This window comes from Mycobacterium sp. SP-6446 (genome assembly GCF_001954045.1).
Taxonomy (GTDB): domain Bacteria; phylum Actinomycetota; class Actinomycetes; order Mycobacteriales; family Mycobacteriaceae; genus Mycobacterium.
The window spans coordinates 25,366-42,342 of sequence record NZ_MBEM01000138.1 but is presented as its reverse complement, the minus strand read 5'-3'; the positions used below and the strand labels follow the sequence as shown (position 1 = coordinate 42,342).

The 16,977-nt window shown below is 66.2% G+C and carries 18 protein-coding genes and 1 tRNA gene; 10 read left to right on the top strand and 9 right to left on the bottom strand.

Going from position 1 to position 16,977, the window contains the following annotated elements; translation table 11 throughout:
- Positions 1-98 precede the first annotated feature (98 nt).
- A complete protein-coding gene (locus tag A5736_RS27225; protein WP_076246496.1) occupies positions 99-386 on the bottom strand; it encodes an AlpA family transcriptional regulator in 288 nt (95 codons plus the stop codon).
- A 107-nt stretch (positions 387-493) separates the two neighbouring features.
- Between A5736_RS27225 and A5736_RS12595 the strand changes: the two genes are divergently transcribed.
- Both A5736_RS12595 and A5736_RS12590 read left to right on the top strand, forming a co-directional pair.
- On the top strand, positions 494-1,030 hold the full coding sequence (locus A5736_RS12595; RefSeq protein WP_175611255.1) for a helix-turn-helix domain-containing protein: 537 nt from the start codon (positions 494-496) through the stop codon (positions 1,028-1,030).
- On the top strand, positions 1,027-2,256 hold the full coding sequence (locus A5736_RS12590) for a site-specific integrase (protein WP_076246492.1): 1,230 nt from the start codon (positions 1,027-1,029) through the stop codon (positions 2,254-2,256). The genes A5736_RS12595 and A5736_RS12590 overlap by 4 nt, the downstream gene beginning before the upstream one ends.
- A gap of 3 nt (positions 2,257-2,259) precedes the next feature.
- On the opposite strand, the gene A5736_RS12585 is transcribed toward A5736_RS12590, so the two are convergent.
- Positions 2,260-2,345 (bottom strand) — tRNA-Tyr (locus A5736_RS12585).
- Between the two features lie 69 nt (positions 2,346-2,414).
- On the opposite strand from A5736_RS12585, the gene A5736_RS12580 reads away from it, so the two are divergent.
- The 4 genes from A5736_RS12580 (at position 2,415) to A5736_RS12565 (ending at position 7,343) form a co-directional block, all read left to right on the top strand.
- Positions 2,415-2,906, top strand: a complete 492-nt coding sequence (locus A5736_RS12580; RefSeq protein WP_076060895.1) for a YajQ family cyclic di-GMP-binding protein — start codon at positions 2,415-2,417, stop codon at positions 2,904-2,906.
- 112 nt (positions 2,907-3,018) lie between these two features.
- Positions 3,019-4,530 (top strand): NAD(P)/FAD-dependent oxidoreductase, encoded by a 1,512-nt coding sequence (locus tag A5736_RS12575; protein ID WP_076246490.1) that lies wholly within the window; start codon positions 3,019-3,021, stop codon positions 4,528-4,530.
- Positions 4,531-4,571: 41 nt separating this feature from the next.
- On the top strand, positions 4,572-5,597 hold the full coding sequence (locus tag A5736_RS12570; RefSeq protein WP_076060891.1) for an NAD(P)H-dependent glycerol-3-phosphate dehydrogenase: 1,026 nt from the start codon (positions 4,572-4,574) through the stop codon (positions 5,595-5,597).
- A 228-nt stretch (positions 5,598-5,825) separates the two neighbouring features.
- The gene (locus A5736_RS12565; RefSeq protein ID WP_076246489.1) at positions 5,826-7,343 is read left to right on the top strand and encodes a SulP family inorganic anion transporter; all 1,518 of its coding nucleotides are present in this window, start codon (positions 5,826-5,828) and stop codon (positions 7,341-7,343) included.
- Here A5736_RS12565 and A5736_RS12560 read toward each other — a convergent pair.
- From A5736_RS12560 to grcC1, 3 genes are all read right to left on the bottom strand, one after another.
- Positions 7,340-7,600 carry a helix-turn-helix transcriptional regulator gene (locus A5736_RS12560; protein ID WP_076123954.1) on the bottom strand — a complete coding sequence of 87 codons (261 nt, stop codon included), beginning with the start codon at positions 7,598-7,600 and terminating at the stop codon, positions 7,340-7,342. The two genes, A5736_RS12565 and A5736_RS12560, sit on opposite strands and share 4 nt — an antisense overlap.
- 63 nt (positions 7,601-7,663) lie before the next feature.
- Complete coding sequence (gene htpX / locus A5736_RS12555) at positions 7,664-8,518, bottom strand: zinc metalloprotease HtpX (protein WP_076123950.1); 855 nt, start codon at positions 8,516-8,518, stop codon at positions 7,664-7,666.
- A gap of 81 nt (positions 8,519-8,599) precedes the next feature.
- A complete protein-coding gene (grcC1, locus tag A5736_RS12550; RefSeq protein ID WP_076123948.1) occupies positions 8,600-9,607 on the bottom strand; it encodes a nonaprenyl/(2E,6E)-farnesyl/geranylgeranyl diphosphat synthase in 1,008 nt (335 codons plus the stop codon).
- A gap of 44 nt (positions 9,608-9,651) precedes the next feature.
- Between grcC1 and menJ the strand changes: the two genes are divergently transcribed.
- The 3 genes from menJ to A5736_RS12535 are packed head-to-tail and all read left to right on the top strand — an operon-like array spanning position 9,652 to position 12,039.
- A complete protein-coding gene (gene menJ / locus A5736_RS12545; protein WP_371328379.1) occupies positions 9,652-10,881 on the top strand; it encodes a menaquinone reductase in 1,230 nt (409 codons plus the stop codon).
- A gap of 57 nt (positions 10,882-10,938) precedes the next feature.
- Positions 10,939-11,610 carry a class I SAM-dependent methyltransferase gene (locus A5736_RS12540; protein WP_076123943.1) on the top strand — a complete coding sequence of 224 codons (672 nt, stop codon included), beginning with the start codon at positions 10,939-10,941 and terminating at the stop codon, positions 11,608-11,610.
- A 42-nt stretch (positions 11,611-11,652) separates the two neighbouring features.
- Positions 11,653-12,039 carry a DUF732 domain-containing protein gene (locus A5736_RS12535; RefSeq protein ID WP_076246485.1) on the top strand — a complete coding sequence of 129 codons (387 nt, stop codon included), beginning with the start codon at positions 11,653-11,655 and terminating at the stop codon, positions 12,037-12,039.
- A 7-nt stretch (positions 12,040-12,046) separates the two neighbouring features.
- Here A5736_RS12535 and A5736_RS12530 read toward each other — a convergent pair whose 3' ends face one another.
- Genes A5736_RS12530 through A5736_RS12520 form a run of 3 tightly spaced genes read right to left on the bottom strand, consistent with a single transcriptional unit; the run spans position 12,047 to position 15,203 of the window.
- Complete coding sequence (locus A5736_RS12530) at positions 12,047-12,739, bottom strand: demethylmenaquinone methyltransferase (protein ID WP_076246483.1); 693 nt, start codon at positions 12,737-12,739, stop codon at positions 12,047-12,049.
- Between the two features lie 18 nt (positions 12,740-12,757).
- Positions 12,758-14,062: a DUF1214 domain-containing protein gene (locus tag A5736_RS12525; protein ID WP_076246482.1), complete on the bottom strand. Its 1,305-nt coding sequence runs from the start codon at positions 14,060-14,062 to the stop codon at positions 12,758-12,760.
- Entirely contained in the window at positions 14,052-15,203 is a 1,152-nt protein-coding gene (locus A5736_RS12520; RefSeq protein ID WP_076246480.1) for a sulfotransferase, read from the bottom strand. Before A5736_RS12520 ends, A5736_RS12525 begins: the two co-directional genes overlap by 11 nt.
- An 84-nt stretch (positions 15,204-15,287) precedes the next feature.
- Between A5736_RS12520 and A5736_RS12515 the strand changes: the two genes are divergently transcribed.
- The gene (locus tag A5736_RS12515; RefSeq protein ID WP_076246478.1) at positions 15,288-15,755 is read left to right on the top strand and encodes a MarR family winged helix-turn-helix transcriptional regulator; all 468 of its coding nucleotides are present in this window, start codon (positions 15,288-15,290) and stop codon (positions 15,753-15,755) included.
- A 12-nt stretch (positions 15,756-15,767) separates the two neighbouring features.
- Here A5736_RS12515 and A5736_RS12510 read toward each other — a convergent pair whose 3' ends face one another.
- Positions 15,768-16,922 (bottom strand): glycosyltransferase family 1 protein, encoded by a 1,155-nt coding sequence (locus tag A5736_RS12510; RefSeq protein ID WP_076246575.1) that lies wholly within the window; start codon positions 16,920-16,922, stop codon positions 15,768-15,770.
- Between the last annotated feature and the right edge of the window lie 55 nt (positions 16,923-16,977).

Sequence of the window (16,977 nt, the reverse complement as noted above, 5' to 3'; positions counted from 1 at the left end):
GGGCGCGGAGACAGAACTCATTTTGCAGGGTCAACACCTTGCCATGTACTTTTCGGTTCGCCTCGCGCCGTAAGTCTCACTCACGCCGCCGCCGGTCTTCAGACACCACCAGCGCCCGTTGCAGCGTCCTGCTGTGCAATCCACGCGAGCACGTCGGTCCTGCGCCACACTCGGCGACGCCCAATCTTGAACGAGCGCGGCCCACTGTCGATGGTTGCCCAGTAGCGCCATGTCGAGGCGGGGATGCCTGTCAGCTGCTGCATCCCGGTTGAGCTGAGGTAGTCAGTTTGGATCTCGCCGAGAACGGCACGTGCGGAGTCTTCTAATGCCGCCCGCTGAGCTTCGGTGACCGGTGCAGCGATGTCGGGGTAGGAGTCGGCACTCACGCCGCCCCTCCTTCCTATGATCGGTTTCCCTCCCGATGAGGGGTTGCTGAATCAGTGTCAGTCCAGTTTGTTGCGCTAGTCAACCGATGAGGACTAACTTTCCTCTCATGGGAAATCGCCCGGCCAACATGGACCGATTTCGGGAACGCATCTTCCATGAGCGTGACCGACGAAACTGGTCGCAGGCCGAAGTCGCAAAGCGGCTGACCGCCATGGGAATTGACAACATGCACCCGACCACGGTGGCCAAAATTGAGGCGGGGGACCGCGAGGTAAAGCTGGACGAGGCTGCAGCGATGGCGGATCTCTACGGCCTGCCCCTGGACACCCTGCTGGGCCGGAGGCCGAAGGGGGTGCGTGACCTCCACTACGTGCTGGGAGCGCTGACTGATGCAGCCTTCACCGCGCGCACTGAGCTATACCGGGTCTCCAAGACCGTCCGAGACCGCTTGGACGACATCCCGTCCGACTTCGAGAGACACGACAGCCTTGCCAAGCTCGGGCGCGATCTGTTCGCTCACCTGGATGCGGCCAGCGCGGTGCTGGATGAGTTGGTGGAGCACCACATCCCGGACATTGAGCAGCGAGCGGCAGAACGAGTCTTCAAGCAACTGAAAGCCAAAACAGACAAGGAGCAGGCATGAGGCGCAATCGCAGGGCTGGCGTCGAGGACCGCTGGCACCGGACCACCCGCGACGAGCACGGCAACACCCAGACCGTGCCGAGCGCCAACTACGGCAGCGGAAGCAGATGGCGGGCACGGTATGTCGATGACCAGGGCCGTGAGCACGCCAAGGGATTCGGGCGCAAAACCGACGCAACCAACTGGCTCAACAAACAAATCAGCGACCAGGTCACCGGAACCTGGACTGATCCGGCACTGTCAGGTGTCACATTCGGGGTGATCGCGGAGCGCTGGATCTCCACCAAGGCCACCAGAGCACCCAAGACTGTGGCCGGGTATCGGTCATTGCTGGACACGCTCGTGCTGCCCCGGTGGCGAGAGGTACCGGTCCGCGAGATCGGATTCGATGACCTTCAGGTCTGGATCGCTGACCTGTCGGTCAGAGGATCGTCGCGCTTTGAGGGCAGGGGCCTTAGCGCCTCTCGGGTGCGCCAAACCCACCAGCTCATGGCCGCGGTGTTCAAGTTCGCCGTGCGGGCCAGGCATCTGCCCGCAAACGTCGCTGACGGAATCGAGCTGCCCAGGCTGCCAGAAACCGAACAGCGCTATCTCACACACGAGCAGCTGCACCGGATAGCGGTGGCGTCGGGCAAGCTGCGAACCCTGGTATTGGTCCTGGGCTACTGCGGGCTGCGCTTCGGTGAAGCCGCAGCGCTGCGGATCGCCGATCTCGACATCGCGGCGCGGCGAATCCGGGTTCGGCGCTCAGTGACCTACGTACGCAAGACTGGATTGGTCGAAGGCGAGACGAAGAACCACACCAGCCGAACGGTCCCGATTCCCACATTTTTGGCCCGCCTGATCGAGACCGAGATCGCCGACAAAGATAGCGCAGCACTGGTGTTCCCCTCAGAACGCAGCGGCGGATATTTGACCCTCGGCCAGGCGCGCTACACCTTCCAGAAGGCCACGGCAGGCGTTCAAGGCTGCGACGGAGTACGGCTGCACGATCTGCGGCACACGTGTGCATCCCTGGCGATCAGCTCGGGGGCCAACGTGAAAGTGGTCCAGAGGCTTCTGGGACACAAGACAGCGGTGCTGACGCTAGACCGCTACGGACACCTTTTCCCTGATGACCTCGACGCTGTGGCCAGTGCTTTTGACGCCGCTGCGCAAACTACTGCGGACGGTCTGCGGACGGTCACAGCCCTCAAAGCCGTTGCGGTCGCAGGAAACACGACTTGACCTTGGTGGCAGGTACAGGATTCGAACCTGTGTAGGCGTAAGCCGACGGATTTACAGTCCGCTCCCATTGGCCGCTCGGGCAACCTGCCGCCAGACAGGTTACAACGAACGGGTAGACAGGGCACAAACGGCTATCACCTGATGAAGGGACGGATCGAATGGCGGACTCATCGTTCGACATCGTCAGCAAGATCGACCGGCAGGAGGTCGACAACGCGCTCAACCAGGCGGCCAAGGAGCTGGCCACCCGGTTCGACTTTCGCGGCACCGACACCAAGATCGCCTGGAAGGGCGACGAGGCGGTCGAGCTGACGTCGTCCACCGAGGAGCGCGTCAAGGCCGCCGTCGACGTCTTCAAGGAAAAGCTGGTCCGCCGCGACATCTCGATGAAGGCCTTCGAGGCCGGCGAGCCGCAGGCCTCTGGCAAGACCTACAAGGTCACGGGCACCCTCAAGCAGGGCATCAACAGCGAGAACGCCAAGAAGATCACCAAGCTGATCCGCGACGAGGGGCCCAAGAACGTCAAGACCCAGATCCAGGGCGACGAGGTCCGCGTCACCAGCAAGAAGCGCGACGACCTACAGGCCGTCATCGCGATGCTGAAGAAGGCCGATCTGGACGTGGCGCTGCAGTTCGTCAACTATCGCTAGCGGACCGGGCCCCTCTCGGCGCGGACGTAACGCCACGCACAAAATTCGCGCCGTTTTTCGCCGTGGCGTTACGCTCGCGACCAAGACCCAGGATGCGCAAGCGAGGTTCACGATGACCGTGACTCCCCAGGAGGCCGCCGGCGACGGCGCGGTCGACGCCGGCTACTTCGACGTCGTGATCGTCGGCGCCGGTATCTCCGGCATCGGCGCGGCCTACCGGATCACCGAGCGCAACCCGCACACGACCTACGCCATCCTGGAGCGGCGCGAGCGGATCGGGGGCACCTGGGATCTGTTCCGCTACCCCGGAGTGCGCTCCGACAGCAGCATCTTCACACTGAGCTATCCGTTCGAGCCGTGGACCCGCAGGGAGGGCGTCGCCGACGGCACCCACATCCGCGAGTACCTGATCGCGACCGCGCGCAAGCACGGCATCGATCGCCACATCCGGTTCGGCAGCTACGTCCGTTCCGCGGACTGGGATTCGTCGACCGACACCTGGACGGTCACGGTCGAGCAAGACGGTGGGACGAGGCACTATCGCAGCCGGTTCCTGTTCTTCGGCAGCGGCTACTACAACTACGACGAGGGCTACACCCCCGACTTCCCCGGCATCGAGAAGTTCCGCGGCACCGTCGTGCATCCGCAACACTGGCCGGAAGACCTGGACTACAGCGGCAAGAAGATCGTGGTCATCGGCAGCGGCGCCACCGCGATCACGCTCATCCCGGCGCTGGCGGAGCGCGCGGCGAAAGTGATCATGCTGCAGCGCTCGCCGACCTACATGATGGCGGCATCCAAATACAGCAGGGTGGCCGCTGCGGCTCGTAAAGTGTTGCCGCGCAGGGCCGCCCACTTGGTCACCCGGACATACTCCGCCCTGACCGAGGCGGTGTTCTGGTTTTTCTCCCGGAAGATGCCCGGGCTGATCAAGCGGCTGCTGCGATACGTGGCGACCCGGTATCTGCCCGACGGCTACGACATCGACACCCACTTCAAGCCGCGCTACAACCCGTGGGACCAGCGGATGTGCCTGATTCCCGACGCCGACCTGTACACCGCGATCGCCGCGGGCCGCGCCGAGGTGGTCACCGACCACATTGACCACTTCGACGCCACCGGCATCGCGCTGAAATCCGGCGGCCACCTCGACGCCGACGTCATCGTCACCGCAACCGGCTTGCAGCTGCAGGCGCTGGGCGGGGCCACGATCAGCCTGGACGGCGTCGAGATCAACCCGCGGGACCGCTTCGTCTACAAGGCGCACATGCTCGAAGACGTGCCCAACCTGTTCTGGTGCGTGGGCTATACCAATGCGTCGTGGACGCTGAGGGCCGACATCACCGCTCGGGCAACGGCAAAGCTGATGGCACACATGGCGTCTCACGGCTACACGCACGCCGCCCCGCACCTGGGCGACCAGCCGATGGCCGAGAAGCCGGCCTGGGACATCCAGGCCAACTATGTGAAGCGCTCGCTGCACGCGCTGCCCAAGTCGGGCACCAAGCGGCCCTGGAATGTGCGCCAGAACTACCTCGCCGATGCGATCGATTACCGGTTCGACCGCATCGAGGAGGCGATGGTGTTCGGCCGCGCGGGCGACCGGGCGCCCCTGGCCGGATGAACTGCTTCTAAATCGCGAGTGTCGGCAATACGCTGATCGCCATGGCAGCTACGAAGCGCGAACCCAAAGTCGTTGTCCTCGGTGGCGGGTCCTGGGGAACCACGGTGGCGTCGATCTGTGCGCGCCGCGGACCGACGCTGCAGTGGGTGCGCTCCGAGGCGACGGCCAAGGACATCAACGACAATCACCGCAACCACCGCTACCTCGGCAACGACGTCGTCCTGAGCGACACCCTGCGCGCGACCACCGACTTCGCCGAGGCCGCCAATGCCGCCGACGTGGTCGTCATGGGCGTGCCCTCGCACGGTTTCCGGGGCGTGCTGACCGAGCTGACGAAAGAGCTGCGGCCGTGGGTGCCGGTGGTGTCGCTGGTCAAGGGGCTCGAGCAGGGCACCAACATGCGAATGTCGCAGATCGTCGAGGAGGTGCTGCCCGGGCACCCGGCGGGGATCCTGGCCGGCCCGAACATCGCCCGCGAGGTGGCCGAGGGGTATGCCGCGGCGGCGGTGCTGGCGATGCCCGACCAGCATTTGGCCACCCGGCTGGCGGCGTTGTTCCGCACCCGGCGCTTCCGCGTCTACACGACCGACGACGTCGTCGGCGCGGAGATGGCGGGGGCCCTGAAGAACGTCTTCGCGATCGCGGTGGGGATGGGTTACTCGCTGGGCATCGGAGAGAACACCCGCGCGCTGGTCATCGCCCGCGCCTTGCGCGAGATGACGAAGCTCGGCGTGGCCATCGGCGGCCACCCCGACACCTTCCCCGGGCTGGCCGGCCTGGGCGATCTGATCGTCACCTGCACCAGCCAGCGCAGCCGGAACCGCCACGTCGGCGAGCAGCTGGGAGCCGGCAAGCCGATCGACGAGATCATCGCGTCGATGAACCAGGTGGCCGAGGGGGTCAAGGCCGCCAGCGTGATCATGGAGTTCGCCAACGAGTTCGGACTGAACATGCCGATCGCCCGAGAAGTCGACGCGGTCATCAACCACGGTTCGTCCGTCGAGCAGGCCTACCACGGGCTGATCGCCGAGGTCCCGGGGCACGAGGTGCACGGCTCGGGCTTCTGACTGGCCTGCTTAACGGGGCATTACGAAAACATTTGCATTCCATATGCGCCCGCCCCGTCAGCTTGACCGAGGTTTTGCTGGCCCATACCGTCGAACGAGGTAGCCAAGCGTTCCCATCGTGCTGCGCTGGGTGTAATCGTTTGTGCGCCAATCAGTTACGCAGACGTTACTGAACGCAAGGGCGGGATATCGGAACATCCCCCGCTAGTCCTAACGAGGGAGCCACCGATGCACCACATCGAGGCGCTGTCCCCCGACCGATTGCGATCGATTCTGCGGCACGACTTGCCCTCTTCGCTCGTGGTTTTCCTGGTCGCGCTTCCGTTGTCGCTGGGCATTGCCATCGCGTCGAACGCTCCGGTCCTGGCCGGTCTGATCGCCGCCATCGTCGGTGGCATCATCGTCGGAGCCATCGGCGGATCGCCGCTGCAGGTCAGCGGCCCCGCCGCCGGCCTGACGGTGGTGGTCGCCGGCCTCATCTCCGATTTCGGTTGGGGCGTAACGTGTTTGATCACCGCCGCCGCGGGCGTGCTGCAGGTTCTGTTGGGGCTCAGCCGCGTCGCACGAGCGGCGCTGGCGATCTCGCCGGTCGTCGTGCACGCCATGCTGGCCGGCATCGGAATCACGATCGCGCTGCAGCAGGCGCACGTATTGCTGGGCGGCAAATCCAAAAGCACGGCCTGGCACAACCTCATCGGCCTGCCGGGCCAAATCATGGGCGCGCATCGGCCGGGAGTGCTGCTGGGCGTCCTGGTGATCGTCATCATGGTCGCCTGGCGCTGGGTTCCGGGTCGCCTGCGCTTCATCCCTGGCCCACTGGTCGCCATCGTGGCGGCGACGGTCATCTCCCTGGCCTTCCCGTTCCACGTGAGGCGGATCGAGATCGACGAGTCGCCGCTGAACGCGTTGCGGCTGCCCGACATTCCGCACGGCAACTGGGGCGCGGTGGCAATCGGAGTGATCACCATCGCACTCATCGCCAGCGTCGAAAGCCTGCTGTCGGCGGTTTCGGTAGACCGGATGCATCACGGGCCGCGCACCGATTTCGACCGCGAACTGATCGGCCAGGGTGCCGCCAACATCGTGTCGGGGACCATCGGCGGCCTGCCGGTCACCGGTGTAATCGTGCGCAGCTCAACGAACGTCTACGCGGGCGCGAAATCCCGCGCCTCCTCGATAATGCACGGCGTCTGGATCCTGCTGTTCACGGTTCCCTTCGCGGAATTCGTCGAGAAAATCCCGTCCGCTGCCCTTGCCGGCCTGCTCATCGTCATCGGCATTCAGTTGCTCAAGCCCGCCCACATCGAAACCGCAATGAAGCACCGGGATCTCGCGGTGTACGTCGTGACGGCGGTCAGCGTCATCTTCCTCAATCTGCTGCACGGCGTGATGATCGGACTCGCGTTGGCTATCGCGTTGACCGGATGGCGGGTGATCCGGGTCAAGATCGAGGCGAAGCCCGTCCGCGACGAATGGCAGGTGGGCATCGAGGGCACCGCGTGCACGTTCCTCGCCCTGCCCCGGCTGACCCGCGTGCTGGCGTCGGTCCCGACTGGTCACACGGTGTCGGTCAGCATTTCAGTCAACTACATGGATCATGCTGCGCACCAAGCGATTACCGATTGGCGACAGCAGTATGAGGCCACGGGCGGCACCATCCGGATCCAGGGTGAGTTCGAGACGGGCCATGTCCGCCGGCCCGTTCGCGAGCTGGCCGAAACCGAAAGACCCGAAGCGGCCGCCTAGTCCACGTCGATCCGGATGTGCAGGCGCTTGCCGCACACTCGCGCCAGGCGCTCCAGCACATCGATACGCGGCACGTCACTGCCCTTCTCCCAGGCGGCGACCACGTCCTTGTCGATACCGAGTGCGTCGGCCAGCTGCGCCTGGTTCATGCCTGCACCGACGCGCGTCTCGAATATCAAATCGGGCAGGTCCAGTGACAATCCGGCTTCGTGGATATCCATTGAGTTAGCTTCCGGCATCGGAATCACTGCTTCCATCGAGCCAATCGATCAGTAATTCCATGGTACGTATCTAGTCGAAGCCGAAGGGCCACGCCGCTATCAACCCCGCGCCATCGCTTCCAGCCGGCGGATGCGGTCCTCGATCGGCGGGTGCGTGGAGAACAGCGACCCGATTCGCTCGCCCGCACGGAACGGGTTGGCGATCATCAGATGCGCCTGGCTGGCCAGCTGCGGCTCCGGCGGCAGCGGCGCCGCCTGCACACCGCCGGAGATCTTGCGCAGCGCAGACGCCAGCGCCAAGGGATCACCGGTCAGCACGGCACCCGACTCGTCGGCCTGGTATTCGCGGGAACGCGACACCGCGAGCCGCACGACCGTCGCGGCGATCGGGCCCAGCAGCGAAACCAGCAGCAGCGCAAAGGGATTCTCGCCATCCCGGTCATCGCCGCCGAAAAACATCGCTATGTAGGACAGCGCGGTGATCACCGACGCCAGGGCGCCGGCGATACACGAGATCAGGATGTCGCGGTTGTAGACGTGGGAAAGTTCATGCCCGAGCACGGCGCGCAGCTCACGCTCGCTGAGGATGCTCAAAATGCCGGTGGTACAGCACACCGCGGCGTTGCGCGGGTTGCGTCCGGTGGCGAAAGCGTTGGGGGCGTTCGTGTCGCTGATGTACAGCCTCGGCATCGGCTGGTGCGCGGAGGTGGCGAGCTCGCGCACGATCCGGTACATCGCCGGCTCCTGCAGCTCGGAGACCGGCTGCGCGTGCATCGCCCGCAGCGCCAGCTTGTCGCTGTTGAAGTAGGTGTAGGCGTTCATGCCGATCGCGAACAGGACCGCCAGCCACATCGCCGTCCTGCCGAACAGCGAGCCCACCAGCACGATCAACACGGACATACCGACCAACAGGGCGAAGGTCTTCAGCCTGTTGGCATGGGGATGCCAGGTCATCGGTGTCCTCCTCGGACCACTCTGTCTCGGACTTCACCCTATTGAACGCCCGAAACGGCGGGCGGAGTTCCGTAACCCGCGCTAGCCGTGCCGGCTGATGGTGTAGTCGACCAGCGCCTGCATCGCGTGCCGCCCCGGCACATCGGGCAAAAGGGCCAGCTCATGGTGGGCTTTCGCGGCATATTGCGCCAGGAAATCTTTCGCCTTGGCCATGCCCGGCGACGCCCGCAACAGCGTCAGGGCCTCGGTCACGGCGTCGTCATCATCGACGGGCCCGGCCAGCAGCTCGCGCAGCCGCGCCGCCTCGGGTCCGGTTTCGGCCAGCGCGTAGAGCATCGGCAGGGTGTGCACCCCTTCGCGCACATCGGTGCCCGGCAGCTTCCCCGATTCGTGGGAGTCGCTGTCGATGTCGATGATGTCGTCGGAGATCTGAAACGCGGTGCCCACCAGGCCGCCGAGCCGGCTCAGGCGCGCGACCTGATCCTCGTCCGCCCCGGAGAACATGGCGCCGAACTCGCCGGCGGCCGAAATCAGACAGGCCGTCTTCTCGTAGACCACCTTCAGGTAGTGCTCGATCGAATCCGATGCCTCGGCGACACCGCGGGTCTCGCGCATCTGGCCGGTGACCAGCTGAGCGAACGTTTCGGCGATGAGCCGCACCGCCACCGGCCCCAACCGCGAGACCAGCCGCGACGCCGTCGCGAACAGATAGTCGCCGGCCAGGATCGCGACGTTGTTGCTCCAGCGCACGTTCGCCGTCGGGGCGCCGCGGCGCACCTCCGCCTCGTCCATCACGTCGTCGTGGTAGAGCGTGGCCAGGTGCACCAGTTCGATGACCGCGCCGGCGATCGTCACCTCCGCGGCGTCCGGGTGGGGTCCGATCTGGGCGGACAGCACGGTGAAAAGCGGCCGGAACCGCTTGCCGCCGGCCTTGAACAGGTGCGTCAGTGAGTCCGTCATGATCGCGTCGGCGCTGCGGAGTTCGGTGTCCATGAGCTGCTCGATTTTCGCGACACCGTCGCGGACCGTCGCGGCGAACGCGGCGTCGCCGAAGTCCACGCCCGCCACCACCGTTGCGGGAGTCCTCACCCGACCCACCCGCTGTTCGCCGGAGTACTCACTCGACCAACATACTGGTGAGCGTGGAGACCAAGGCCGACGTGGTAGTCGTGGGCGCCGGACCCGCCGGTTCGGCCGCCGCGGCCTGGGCCGCGCGCGCCGGCCGCGACGTCCTGGTCGTCGACTCGGCCAGCTTCCCCCGCGACAAGGCCTGCGGTGACGGGCTGACCCCGCGCGCCGTCGCCGAGCTGGAACGGCTGGGCCTGGCCGACTGGCTGGATACCCGCATCAGGCATCGGGGTCTACGGATGAGCGGATTCGGCGGCGAGCTGGAAGTGGATTGGCCCGGACCGTCGTTCCCGTCGACCGGCAGCGCGGTGGCCCGCTTCGAGCTGGACGACCGAATCCGCAAGGTCGCCGAAGACGCCGGCGCGCGGATGCTGCTCGGAACCAAAGCCGTTGCCACCCACCATGACTCATCGAGACGGGTGACGTCACTGACATTGGCCGACGGCACCGAGGTGGGCTGTCGGCAGCTGATCATCGCCGACGGGGCCCGGTCGTCGTTGGGGCGCAAACTGGGCAGGCGCTGGCATCAAGAGACGGTGTACGGCGTGGCCGCCCGCGGCTACCTGACCACCCCGCGCAGCGACGACCCCTGGCTGACGTCGCATCTGGAACTGCGCTCCCCCGACGGCGCCGTGCTGCCCGGCTACGGCTGGATTTTTCCGCTCGGCAACGGCGAGGTGAACATCGGTGTGGGAGCGTTGTCGACGTCGAAGCGCCCGGCGGATCTGGCGCTGCGGCCGCTGATTTCGTACTACACCGACCTGCGCCGCGACGAGTGGGGCTTCACCGGCCAGCCCCGCGCGGTGGCTTCGGCGCTGCTGCCGATGGGCGGTGCGGTGTCGGGGGTGGCCGGGCCGAATTGGATGCTGATCGGCGACTCCGCGGCCTGCGTCAACCCGCTCAACGGCGAAGGCATCGACTACGGCCTGGAGACCGGCCGCCTGGCCGCCGAGCTGCTGGACACCCGCGACCTGTCGCGGGTGTGGCCCTCGCTGCTGCAACACCACTACGGCCGCGGGTTCTCGGTGGCGCGCAGGCTGGCGTTGCTGCTCACCTTCCAACGCTTCCTGCCTGCCACCGGGCCGATCGCGATGCGCTCCAGCGCGCTCATGACCATCGCCGTGCGGGTGATGGCCAACCTGGTCACCGACGACGATGCCGACTGGGTGGCGCGGGTATGGCGCGGCGGGGGGCGGCTGTCGCGGCTCGTCGACCGGCGAACGCCGTTCAGCTGAAGCGTGGTTTATATCAAGTTCGTTGACATGTATCAGGGCCCTTGATATACATGGGGCATGACTCAGCCAACAGATTTTCAGTTCGAGGCGGCATACCGTGGTGAATCCCCGTTCGGTGCAGGCGTGCGGCCGCCATGGAGCATCGACGCCCCCCAACCGGAGCTGGCCGCGCTGATCGAGCAGGGCAGGTTCCACGGCGACGTGCTCGACGTGGGCTGCGGGGAGGCGGCCATCTCGCTGGCGCTCGCCGAGCGCGGCTACAACACGGTGGGACTGGACCTGTCGCCCACCGCCGTCGACCTGGCCCGTCGCGAGGCCGAGAAGCGCGGCCTGACCAACGTCACCTTCGAGGTCGCCGACATCAGCGAATTCAGTGGATACGACGGCCGGTTCGGCACCATCGTCGACAGCACCCTGTTCCACTCCATCCCGGTGGAGGCGCGCGAGGGCTACCAGCGGTCGATCCGGCGCGCCGCCGCGCCTGGCGCCTCGTACTTCGCCCTGGTCTTCGACAAAGCGGCCGTGCCCGAGGGCCCAATCAATGCCGTCACCGCCGACGAGTTGCGCGACGCGGTGTCCAAGTACTGGGTCGTCGAAGAGATCAGGCCGGCCCGCATCCACGCGAACCTGCCCGACGGCGTTCCCGATCTGCCGTTCGCTGGATTCCGCGAAGAGCCCAGCGGCCTGCGGTCGGTCGGTGCCTGGCTGTTGTCCGCGCACCGCGACTGAATTGCCGATTTCGAACCATCGCCGAGGTGTATAGTCCTGCTAATGAGGGGTACCAAGCTGCTTACAAGCGTCGCCATGGCGGCGGCAGCCATCGCGCTGGCCGCGCCGGTGTACGCCGATCCGCCGCCAACCGCGCCGTATCCGACACCGAGGACGCCGTCGCCGCCCAGCGACTACGACGCTCCGTTCAAGAACACCGTGAACGGGTTCGGCATCTACCAGCCGCAGGACCAATTGGCGTGGCTGGGCAAGATCACGTGTGACCGAATCGGCAGGGGCGTGGACACCGACCCGTACAAGTCGGCCAACTTCATCCAGCGCAACCTGCCACGCGGCACCACCGAGGGACAGGCATTCCAGTTCCTCGGCGCCGCGGTCGATCACTACTGCCCGGACCAGGTCGGCTTCGTACAAAGCGCCGGCCGCTAGGCCTCGGTCACCGCAAGGCCTTGTACGCGGCGTGCAAGGCCACAATGCCGCCGGTCAGGTTGCGCCACCGCACCGCTGACCAACCCGCGGCCGAAATCCGACCCGCCAGCGTCGCCTGGTCGGGCCAGGCCCTGATCGACTCTGCGAGATACACGTAGGCGTCGGGGTTGCTCGACACCGCCCGCGCCACCCGTGGCAACGCCCGCATCAGATATTCCTTGTACGCGGTGGCGAACAGCGCGTTGGTGGGCGTGGAGAATTCGCACACCACCAATCGGCCGCCGGGCCGGGTGACCCGGGCCATCTCGCGCAGCGCCGCCTGCGAGTCGGCCACGTTGCGCAACCCGAAACTGATTGTGACCGCATCGAATACGTTGTCACCGAACGGCAGCCGGGTGGCGTCGCCGGCGACCTTCGGTACCTTGCGCGCGGCTCCGGCGGCAAGCATCCCGACGGAAAAATCGGCCGCCACACACCACGCCCCGGACTTGCCCAGCTCCACGGTCGACACCGCGGTGCCGGCGGCCAGGTCGAGCACCTTGTGGCCGGGCGCGATCTTCAGCGCCGAACGCGTCGCCCGACGCCAGTACCGGTCCTGGCCCAGCGACAGCACGGTATTGGTGAGGTCATACCGGCGGGCGACGCCGTCGAACATCGACGCGACGTCGCGGGGGTCCTTGTCCAGCGCCGCGCGGCTCACGCCGACGACGCTACCGGGTCAATATTGTCGGTACCTTCGCTGCACGTGTTCTTGGCGCACCCTGATCTGCTCCCTGCGCTCCTCGGGAGAGACGGCGCGGGTGGTCGCGGGAAGGTGTTGACGCACGCCGGCCAGCGGTACCTTGGTCGCCGTCGCCGTCGGCAAGTCGGGCGGGGGCTTTGAGTACGTCCACCGCAGGGCCAGAAACCCGCCGCGGTGGCCGGCGGTGTCGAGCCAGTTCGGCACGCCGGGGTCGGTCCCCGCGACGACATAGCGGAAGGTCCCGTCCGGGTCCGGTTCGGACTGAAATCCGTTCAGGCTGCTCGTGTGGTTGGCGTAATCGAGCGACTCGCCCCACAGATTGGATAGATGGAAGCCCATGTACGCCGGCGCCACGGGGACGGCGACTTCGACGAGCAGCGCCTCGTCGGGCTCAAGGTCGAACACGCCACCGGAGTAGACGTTGGTGCTCTGCCCGCCGCCCATCGCGAGGTTGGCGAGCGCGGGCTCGTTCAGGGCGTTTCGGGGCATCAGGGTGAACCCGTCACCATTCTCGTCGCCGTGCGCCTCCAGCACCACGTCGTAGAACTCGTTCCAGAACCTCATCTGGTTTTCGACGATCGTGCCGACGCGACGAAGGTAACGGGCCGCCGCGGCCGGATCGATCGGTAGCGGGCGGCCGCCCTCTTTGCCGATCTGCACGATGTGCAGCTCGGGCGATGTCTCGTGTTCCCAGTCGTGAAAGAGCATGCGGGTGATCAGGAAACGAGCCGTCTCGCTGCCGTCCGCGGTGGACGTGGCGATGAAGTTGCCCGCGTGGCCGGTTGGCCGCTGGGGAGCAAGCAGGATCTCGAAGCGGCCGTCGTCGTCGACCGCGAGGTCGGCGACATCCAACGACCCGGTGACGGCGCGCCCTTCCGGGGCGAGTTCGGCAAGGCTGCCGGTGTCTCCGGCGTACACGGTGTGGGCCTCAAAGATGATGTATTGCGGCGCTTTCGGCACGAGCCGGCCGCGGACCCGGTAGCCCTTGGCGCCGTCGATCGAGGCCGAGAGGTACAGGGCGTCGGCGTTGTCGATGGTTGCCTTGTCGAGCGGTTGGATGGCGCGCCGGAAGTACGGGAATTCGGGGTCTTCGAAGAACGCGCGCTCGATCGCGCTGAACACGAAGCCCAGCAGGTAGCGGTGCCCTTCCGCCAGGCCCTGTTCGGTCAGCGGTGGCGCGTGCAGCTCGGCGGAGTCGACGGCGTCGCGCGCCCGGGTCAGGGCGTCGATCATGTCCGTCCAGGCCGCGCGGAGTTCGACCCGGGTTGATTCAGTGGACATCTGCTTCCTTTCCTTCGGTGTCCCACTGGTATTGATCGAACAGAGCGGCCAGGCGGGTGTGGATTTCGTGGGGGTCGAGGCCGAATTCCTCGAGGCTGTAGCGGTGGGTCGATTCGTGACCGCCCCCGGCGGACGCGAACGCCTTGGCGGCCACCGGGCCTAGATCGAGGTCCAACTCCCGGTAGATCCGGCGCATCGTGGCCTCGGGTTGCGCGACCAGCTCGCGATAGTCGACGACGACCGAGCGAACGTCGGGGTGCCGGGCCAGGACGTCAAGCGGACGCTGGTAGGTGTCGAAGGACTGGTCGGCCAGCACGCGCAGCGATTTCGCGATCAGGCGCTCGTCGCGGCCGCGCAGGCCCCACTCGGTCTTCAGCAACTTGAGCAGGCTCGGGATCGTCTCGTCGGGATTGCGCATGGGCACAATGAATCTCGCGTCGGGAAACGTCTCGATCAACGACTCGACGCGACCGCAGAAGGTGGGGTTCTTGCTCAGGTGGGTGCCGCCGCCGTTGAGGGCGATCTGTCGCCGGACGCATTCTTTGTAGAAGTCCATCGCCCGCCGCCGTTTGCGTTCGGGCCATTCGTCGACGTGGTAGAAGTCGAGCTCGCCCATGAACGGGAACATGATGATCCAGAAGCCCGAACACAGCGACCAGGTGAGAAAGAAGTCGTCCTCCTCGGGGACGAAAAAGCCCGTCTTGTGCATGTCGTCGGTGGGCGCGAACCGGCGCTCCTCGATCGCGTCGAGGCGGTGCCGCAGGCGCTTGCCGAACACCGCGGCGTCAACGGCAAACAGAAGGCGCAATAACCGCTTCTCCAACAGCGACGGGAAGAACAGCTCGTACATCAAGGCGTAGCTGAACTGTGGGTCGGCGGCCATCAGCCGATGCAGGTACGTTGTGCCGCTGCGGGCGTGCCCGATGCAAAACGTCGGCCCGGTCACCCGGGTGTGGCGCAGCGATCCGAACACGATCGGGTCGAGTGTGAAACACACGGCGTGGATCGCCGCGACGAGCGGAACGCCGATCAGGAATGCCAAGTAGCGCGACCAGCGCCTCGATGCCGGCGGGTCCCGGCGCAACAGCCCCAGCATCCTCCAGTAGTTGGGCCAGTCAAAGTAGAAGCGCGACCCCAGCATGAAACCTCCTCAGCGCAAGCTGATTTCGGCAGGCTATCGCCATATATTTGACTATGTCAAGTATATTTTTGATACGGTGAGGGGGTGACGTACGCGCCAAAGCGGGATTCAGTGGATTCCATCAGCGCCACGCTTTCGCGAATCGTGCGGCTCAGCGTGAGTCGCTCGGCGTTCGCCCGACAGGCGTCGGCTGCCGATACCGAGCTATCGCAACCCTCTTACATCCTGCTTCGCGTCTTGATCGACGAGGGACCTCTACCGATCGGGCGCCTGGCAACGATGGCGCACATGGACGTCGGGATGGCCACTCGCCGGGTGCGGGCCCTGGCCGATGCGGGACTCGTTACGCGACGCGGTGATCCGGGCGACGGCCGAGTTTCGGTCATTGAAGCCACGGCGGACGGCGTGCGCGCCGCGGGATCCCTGCACGAGGTGCGCAGGGATCACCTGGCGCGGGCGCTTTCGGGCTGGTCGGCGGCCGAGCTTGCGCAGTTCGACCGGCTGCTGGCGAGGTTCCTCGAGGACACGACGAAGACGCCGATCAAAATCTAGCGGCTCGGACACTCACTCACCCTGCGCATGTCGCCGGAACGACACCCGCGCCGGCGCGTAGGGCGAAAGGACCGCCTCGTAGTGGCCGAGCAGCTCATCGCAGATGACCGGCCAGCTGCGGCCGAGCACGCTGCGCCGAGCGGCAGGCGAATAGCGGTGGCGTTCTTGGAGCAGGTGCGCCACAGCGCCGGGCAACCGCGCCTCGAACTCGTTGACTCCCAACAAAAGTCCGGTCCGCCAGGGGGCGACCAGGTCACGGGGTCCGCCGGCGTCCGGCGCGATCACCGGCAGCCCCGACGCCAGCGCTTCCTGCACGACTTGGCAGAACGTCTCATGCTCGCCGGTGTGCACGAAGACGTCCATGCTGGCATACGCTTCGGCGAGCTCCTCGCCATACAGTGCACCGGTGAAAACCGCTGTGGGCATGGCCAATTGCAGTTTGCGTTGGTCGACGCCGTCGCCGACGATGACGAGCTGCACCGACTCGTCGGTCCTCAGCGCGGCCAACCGCTCGGCGTGCTTTTCCGGCGCGAGCCGGCCGACGAACCCGACGATCGGCTTGCCTTCTGGCGACCACCGGCGCCGCAGGGCCTCGCTGCGCGCCGACGGCGCGAACCGCAGCACGTCGACCCCGCGCGCCCATCGGTGTACCCGCGGAAATCGATGGGCGACAAGAGATTCCATCGTCACGCTGGAAGGAGCCAGGGTCCGGTCTGCGAGGCTGTGCAGGTGGCGGAACCACGCCCACGCCGCGCGTGCCGTCATCGGAATGCCGTAGCTGGCCGCAAAACCGGGGACGTCGGTTTGGTACACCGCGACCGTCGGCACCCCCAGCCGCCGGGCCGCCTTCACGCCGCCGTAGCCGAGCAGCGCCGGCGACGCCAGGTGGATGACGTCGGGATTGAAACCGCGCAGCACGCTGAGCATCCGGGGCATCGGCACACCGAGCGGCAACGTGGTGACCTTTGGGAACATCCGCGATGGCACGCGATGTATCCGCACGCCGTCGTGAATCCGATCCGCCCGGGGCTGGCCCGGCGGATTGTCCGGCGCGATTACGAGCGCTTCGTGACCGGTACGGCGCAGATGCTCCAGGACGCGCAGCACCGAGTTGCTGACACCGTTGACATTGGGGAGGAATGATTCGGCGACGATTGCAACGCGCACGCCATCACAATGCCAGCATTGCCTGTCGTCAAGGTTGCCGACGGGCATACGGGGC